This is a genomic window from Halorubrum sp. AD140 (assembly GCF_034497445.1).
Taxonomy (GTDB): domain Archaea; phylum Halobacteriota; class Halobacteria; order Halobacteriales; family Haloferacaceae; genus Halorubrum.
In genome coordinates, this window is the sequence record NZ_JAXRUU010000096.1 from 1 (window position 1) to 6,617 (window position 6,617).

Here is a 6,617-nt window from a genome sequence, read left to right on the forward strand (position 1 = left end):
GAGGACGCGTTCCGCGACCGCCTGATCAAGTGCATCTCCGCGACGCCGACGCTCGCCGCCGGCGTCAACACCCCCGCCCGACGGGTGGTCGTCCGCGACTGGCGCCGCTACGACGGGGAGTTCGGCGGGATGAAACCCCTCGACGTGCTGGAGGTCCATCAGATGTGCGGCCGCGCCGGACGCCCCGGGCTCGACCCGTACGGCGAGGCGGTGCTGCTCGCGAGCGACGCCGACACGAAAGAAGAGCTGTTCGAGCGGTACCTCTGGGCCGGCCCCGAGCCGGTCCGCTCGAAGCTCGCCGCCGAGCCCGCGCTCCGGACCCACGTGCTCGCGACGGTCGCCTCCGGGTTCGCCTCCACCCGCGACGGGCTCCTCTCGTTCCTCGATAACACCCTCTACGCGACACAGACCGACGACGAGGGGCGGCTGGCGGCCGTCACCGACACCGTTCTCGACTACCTCGCCGTCAACGACTTCGTCGACCGCGACCGCGACGGCGGGAGCGAGAGCCTGACCGCCACCGGGATCGGACACACCGTCTCGCGGCTCTACCTCGACCCGATGAGCGCGGCCGAGATGATCGACGGGCTCCGATCGGCCGGACGCGACGGCGGGAACATGGGTGCGACGGACGCCGACGCCGGCGAGTTCGTCAGGACCGCAGCCGACGACGGCGACGAGCCCGGGTTCGGGACGTACACGCGGGTCGGCGAGGAGGGTGACGAGGCGGGCTCCGGGAGCGATACCGCCGAGAGCGACGCCGGCGGCTCCTCGTCCGAGGTCACCCCGCTGGGCCTCTACCACCTCGTCAGTCGCACTCCCGACATGTACGAGCTCTACCTAAAGTCCGGAGACCGCGAGACGTACACCGAGCTCTGCTACGAGCGCGAGGGCGAGTTCCTCGGCGACGTGCCCTCCGAGTACGAGGACGTGCGCTTCGAGGACTGGCTCGCGTCGCTGAAGACGGCCCGCCTCCTGGAGGACTGGACGAACGAGGTCGACGAGGACCGCATCGCGGAGCGATACGGCGTCGGCCCCGGCGACATCCGCGGGAAGGTCGACACCGCCGAGTGGCTGCTGCGCGCGGCCGAGACCCTCGCGCGCGACGTGGAGGGCGTCGACGGCGACGTCGTCGTCGCGGTCCGCGAGGCGCGAAAGCGGATCGAGTACGGCGTCCGCGAGGAGCTGCTGGACCTGGCCGGCGTCCGCAACGTCGGCCGGAAACGCGCCCGGCGGCTGTACGAGGCCGGCGTCGAGACCCGCGCCGACCTCCGTGAGGCCGACAAGGCGGTCGTGCTGGGCGCGCTCCGCGGCCGCGAGCGCACCGCCGAGCGGATCCTCGAACACGCGGGACGCGAGGACCCGTCGATGGACGACGTGCGGCCGGACAGGTCGGCGTCGGCGGCGGCGACCGCCGGCTCCGCGAGCGATGGGAGCGGCGACGGGCAGGCGAGCCTGGGTGATTTCGAGTGAGCGACGGGGACAGAGGGTCCAGCGACGACGTCGGTGGCGACGACGACCCCCCCGATCCCCAGACCCCGTCCCACCGCCTCGTCCGCGGGACCGTCGTCATCGACGACCTCGATAGCTTCCTCTTCCGGCTCGACGAGATCGCCGCCGAGACCGGGGCGGTCGTCCAGGCGTTCGACGCCGACCTCGTCGTCTCCGACGACCACCTCCGCGCGGCGACCCACCTCGCCGCCCGAGCCATCGCTCGCGGCGAGGCCGTCGCGCGCGATCCGGGCGTCGAGATCCTGCTGTACGCGGCCGGGCGCCGGCAGATCGACCGCGCGCTGACGCTCGGCGTCGCGGAGGGCGAACAGCGCGCGGTCGTGCTCGCCGCCGACTTCGGCGAGGTTGCCGGCGCGGACCGACCCGCCGCGGACCTGGGCGCGACAGTCGCGGCAATCGAGGAGCTGACGGCCGCTGCGGACGCCACCGCCCAGTTCGACGCGGAACGGGTCCGCGAGTTCTACGGCGTCTCGGACGCAGAGCTCGCGGCGACCGCCGGCGGCCTCGAAGACGTCGTTCGCGAGCGCGTCGCGCTCCTCGACGTCGAGAAGTGAGTAGGGATCAGAGCCGCCAACCCCATTGTTTCCACTGGAAACCGCAGTACTCGGGTAGGATATAGTTCCAAGCGAAATGAGTCGCCGACCCGAACGAGGCGATCCAGGCGAAACGATTCCCGCCGAGGAGGCGGGTCATTGCGCCGAGAGCGAACCGCGAGAATAGTCCATCCTGGATTCGAACCAGGGTCGTTGCCCCCAGAAGGCAACAGGATTGGCCACTACCCCAATGGACTGTGCGCAACGACCGGTAGCCTGTGCGTGTTTGTAAGCGTTGCGCGTCGCCGGCCCTCTGTCACGCGTTCACAGACGTGGGTGGACGACGGTGAGGAGAGGGCGCGGAGCCGACGATCGTCGACTCCCGACCGCGACCGGGTCCGATCGACGAACGTGCCTATATCGATGCGTTTTAGCCGTCCGAATAGCCACGAAGCTGTATGTACGTCGGACGATTCGTCGTCGTCGCCCCCGGAGTCGGCGCCTACCGCGTCTCCTCTCGCTCGTTCCCCGACCGCCGCGTGCTCGACCGCGACGGAACCCTCACGGTGGGACCGACGCCGGACGCCCCCGAGACGGACAACCCGTACGTCTCGTACAACTGCGCGCGCGCCGTCCGGACGCCGGGCGACGAGCCGCTGGCGGTCGTCGGCAACGGCTCGCACGTCGACCCGATCGCGGAGAAGCTGGAGCTCGGGTATCCCGCGCGCGACGCGCTGGCGACCCCCCTTCTCGCGCTCGACTTCGAGAAGGACGACTACGACACGCCGCGGATCGCCGGCGTCGTGGGCGCGGAGACGGCGACGATCGGGGTCGTCCGCCGCGACGCCCTGCTCGTCGAGGCCGTCGACGAGCCGACGATCGTCGCCACCTACGAGACCGACAGCCCCGAGCCGTATCCCCTCGTCGCGGCCGACGCCGAGGAGCCGGACGCGGGCGCGGCCGCGGCGGAGCTCCTCGACGCCGACTTCGAACACCCCGTCTGCGCCGCGGGCGCGACCGTCGACGGCGACGGCGCGACGCTGGCGTACGACAACGGCGACGAGTAGGGAGGCGGAACCGCCGTCGTCCCGGCCGCCCCTTTCCGGCTCCCGACGCCTTTTGCCCGCGGCGGTCGACCGCCCCCCATGGAGCGCGTCACCGCGGCCGACTACCACGACATCGCGACGCCCGCCGACCCACGGATCTCACCCGACGGGGACCGGGTCGCCTTCCTGCGACGGCAGCCGACCGACGACGAGCACACCGAGTCGACGGTGTACCTCGTCGACGTCGCGGGCGGCGACCCCCGCAGGCTCACCCTCGCCGAGGGCTCCGACGCGGAGCCGCGCTGGAGCCCGTCCGGCGACCGGATCGCGTTCACCTCGACGCGCGGGGCCGACGACGACCGACAGCAGCTGTGGGTGCTCCCGATCGACGGCGGCGAGGCCCGGCGGGTCACCGACGTCGTCGGCGGCGTCTCCGAAATCGCGTGGGCGCCCGACGGCGAGCGGCTCGCCTTCGTGCAGTCGGTGACGGCAGAGGACCGCGAGGAGGGCCGCGACCTGTCCGTCCCCGAGGAGTACGAGCCGGACGACCACCCCGACCCGCGCGTGATCGACCGAACGGTGTACCGCTCCGGCCAGCGCTACTTCGACGGGCGACGGCCGGGCGTGTACGTCGTCGACGCGGACGCGGCGGTCGACGGCGCGGCGGCGCCGGACCCCGCCGCGGGCGTCGAGCGAGTGACCGACCGCGACGCCGACTTCGCCGCGCCCGACTGGGGCGACGCGGACACCCTCTACGTCACCGAGGCGGTCGGCGACGACCCCGACGACTCGGTCGAGACCGCTATCCACGCGTACGACCTCGCCGACGGGGAGCGCGAACGCGTCCACACCACGACGGGGTGGGGCGCGGCGATCGCGGCGACCGCCGACGGCCTGGTGGCGTTCACCCACGCCGCCCCCGAGCGGACGTCGATGCAGCAGAAGAACCTGCGGGTCCTCGACCGCGAGACGGGTGCCGTCGCCGACCTCACGGGAGACCTTGACCGGGGACTCGGTCACGAGGCGTCCCCGCAGTGGGGTCCCGACGACGAGACGCTGTACTTCGCGACGCCCGACGAGGGGAAGACCGCGCTGTGGCACGTCCCGGCCGACGGAAGCGCGGGCCCCGGGCGACTCCTCCGCCCGGGGACCGTCTCGGGCGCGACCGTCGGCGGCGCCGGGGGCGCGGGTCCCGGCGAGGTGACCGTCGCCTTCGCCGCCAGCGAGTGGGACCACCCGGGCGACGTCTTCGCGCACGACGCGTGGAGCGGCGAGACGACGCGATTGACCGAGCTGAACGCCGACTACCTCTCGGAGCGCGCCGTCGGAGAGCCCGAGGAGGTCCGGTTCGAGTCGGACGGCGCGGAGATCCAAGGGTGGGTGCTGACGCCGCCGGACTTCGAGGCGGAGCGCGAGTATCCCCTCGCGGTCGAGATCCACGGGGGTCCCCACGCCATGTGGTCGACGTCGGGAACGATGTGGCACGAGTTCCAGGCGCTGGCCGCCCGAGGGTACGTCGTCTTCTGGTCGAACCCGCGCGGCTCGACCGGCTACGGGGAGGCGCACATGCAGGCGATCGAGCGCGACTGGGGGGCGGTCACCCTCGCGGACGTGATGGCCGGCGTGGAGACGGTCGCCGCGCGCCCGTACGTCGACGAGGCGAACGCCTTCGTCACCGGCGGCTCCTTCGGCGGGTTCATGACGGCGTGGGCGGTGGGACAGACGGACTACTTCCGCGCGGCCGTCTCCCAGCGCGGCGTGTACGACCACACCGGCTTCTACGGCTCGACGGACAAGGCGTACAAGCTCGTCGAGGGGGACTTCGACACCGATCCCAGAGAGAACGCGGCGTGGCTGTGGGAGCAGTCGCCGGCCGGGCACGTCGACGCCGTCGACACGCCGACGCTGCTCGTTCACTCCGAGGACGACACCCGGACCCCGATCTGCACGGCGGAGCTGTACCACCGGCTCCTCAGGAAGAACGGCGTCGACACCCGGTTCGTGCGCTACCCGCGCGAGGGCCACGAGCTCTCCCGCTCGGGCGAGCCCGGGCACGTCGTCGACCGCATCGAGCGGATCGTCCGTTGGTTCGACGGCTACTCCGAGCACCACGACGCCCCGCGAGCGCTCGACCGCCCCGAAAACGAGGGGCTGAGTGCCGGGAGCGACGGGGAGGAAGAGTAAGAGGAGGAGACGGAGCGATCCAGCGGCGGGAACGAGAGGCGGACGCTCACTCGCGGTCGTTCGGGTCGAACGCGTCTATCGCCGCGTGGACGCCCTCGACCCACTCGTCGAGCGCCTCCTGGAGGCGGTCTTTCGCCTCCGGCACCGGGATCGCGGTGTACTGGTACACGTAGCCGCCCGAGTCGAGCAGCCGGCGACGGCGCTCGACGAGCCCCTTCTCGCGCAGCGTCGACAGCGAGCGGTTCACGTTCGACCGGTCCCGGTCGAGGACCTCCGCGAGCTCGGCGACGGTGCTCCCCGGGTGGTCGAGCAGCGTCAGGTACGTGCGGCTCTCGTGGTCCTGAATGCCGAACACGCAGGAGAGCACGTGCTCGAAGGACGGAGACACGTCGCCGACGAGGTCTTCGATCTCGGGGTCGCTCATGAGCGTCGTTCGACTGCGGTCGGGTTAAAAGTCGTCATCAACGGCGGGGGCCGGTCGAGGAGCGCCGCGTCACTCGTCGTGGCCCGCGGCGTATCCCATCCGGTCGATACAGCTCCGCATCTCCGCCTCCTCGGCGTGTCGGTGGAGGTTCGTCGGCGTGTCGCAGTGGTACGTCTCCCCGTCGTAGCGGAGCACCACCTCGTGGCGGCCGCCGGCGACCTCGACGTCGACGAGGATCCGGCTCCCCGCGTTGAGCGCGTCGATGATCTCGTCGGGCGACAGCTCGCCGGCCTCGATCCGGAGTACCTCGGTCATTGGACGGTGTTCGTGACTCGCCGAATTAAATCCACGCGTGTGCACGCCGCGCCCGACACCGGCGTCGGACGCGGGACCGACGCCGTCGCTCGGCTCGATCCCGTCACGTCGTCGTCGAGTCCGGGCCGCCCTCCTCCTCCGGCGGCTCGACGCCCTCGGCGGCCGCGACGTCCTCGGTCCGCTTTTCGGTCTCGACGTGCCAGCGGTCGATCTCGGACTCGTACTCGGCGAGGATGTCGCTCACCTCGGCTTTCAGCTCGTCGTCGTTCACGTTCACCTCAAACTCGAACGTCTCGCCGTTCTCGCCGCGGCCGACCTCCTGGATGTTGGCGCTGACGAGCTCGTTGTCGAAGTAGTACGGCGCCATCTGGGTCATCACCTTCTGGTAGACGGTGTCTTCCACCTTCCGGAGCGCTTTCCGACTCGCGGAGTCGGCCGCGCGAGCGACGTGCTCGACCGACTCGCCCCAGCGCTCCATCGCGCTCTCCGTGTCGTTCTCCTCGACCTTCTCGTAGGACTCGGTGAGCTTCTCGCTGGCCGTCTGGAGGTCGTCTCCGGGGGACTTTCCCGCCCGCTCGCCCTCGCCCTCGTTGACGGACGCCT

The 6,617-nt window shown here is 71.4% G+C and carries 7 protein-coding genes; 4 read left to right on the plus strand and 3 right to left on the minus strand.

All coding sequences use genetic code 11. The features are described 5' to 3' along the window. The 4 genes from U4E84_RS15735 to U4E84_RS15750 form a co-directional block, all read left to right on the plus strand. Positions 1-1,473, plus strand: a 1,473-nt coding sequence (locus tag U4E84_RS15735) for a helix-hairpin-helix domain-containing protein (RefSeq protein WP_322533067.1), incomplete at its 5' end; no start/stop codon positions are given. Beyond that, positions 1,470-2,066 (plus strand): KEOPS complex subunit Cgi121, encoded by a 597-nt coding sequence (cgi121, locus tag U4E84_RS15740; protein WP_322533068.1) that lies wholly within the window; start codon positions 1,470-1,472, stop codon positions 2,064-2,066. The genes U4E84_RS15735 and cgi121, both read left to right, overlap by 4 nt. Positions 2,067-2,503: 437 nt before the next feature. Next, on the plus strand, positions 2,504-3,112 hold the full coding sequence (locus U4E84_RS15745; RefSeq protein WP_322533069.1) for an IMP cyclohydrolase: 609 nt from the start codon (positions 2,504-2,506) through the stop codon (positions 3,110-3,112). A gap of 78 nt (positions 3,113-3,190) precedes the next feature. Then, on the plus strand, positions 3,191-5,275 hold the full coding sequence (locus U4E84_RS15750) for a S9 family peptidase (protein WP_322533070.1): 2,085 nt from the start codon (positions 3,191-3,193) through the stop codon (positions 5,273-5,275). A gap of 46 nt (positions 5,276-5,321) precedes the next feature. On the opposite strand, the gene U4E84_RS15755 is transcribed toward U4E84_RS15750, so the two are convergent. The 3 genes from U4E84_RS15755 to U4E84_RS15765 form a co-directional block, all read right to left on the minus strand. Beyond that, a complete protein-coding gene (locus U4E84_RS15755; protein WP_322533071.1) occupies positions 5,322-5,699 on the minus strand; it encodes a helix-turn-helix domain-containing protein in 378 nt (125 codons plus the stop codon). A gap of 69 nt (positions 5,700-5,768) precedes the next feature. Next, the gene (locus tag U4E84_RS15760; RefSeq protein WP_322533072.1) at positions 5,769-6,014 is read right to left on the minus strand and encodes a hypothetical protein; all 246 of its coding nucleotides are present in this window, start codon (positions 6,012-6,014) and stop codon (positions 5,769-5,771) included. Between the two features lie 103 nt (positions 6,015-6,117). Next, positions 6,118-6,617 (minus strand): DUF5828 family protein (locus tag U4E84_RS15765; protein ID WP_322533073.1); only part of this gene is annotated, 500 nt, incomplete at its 5' end.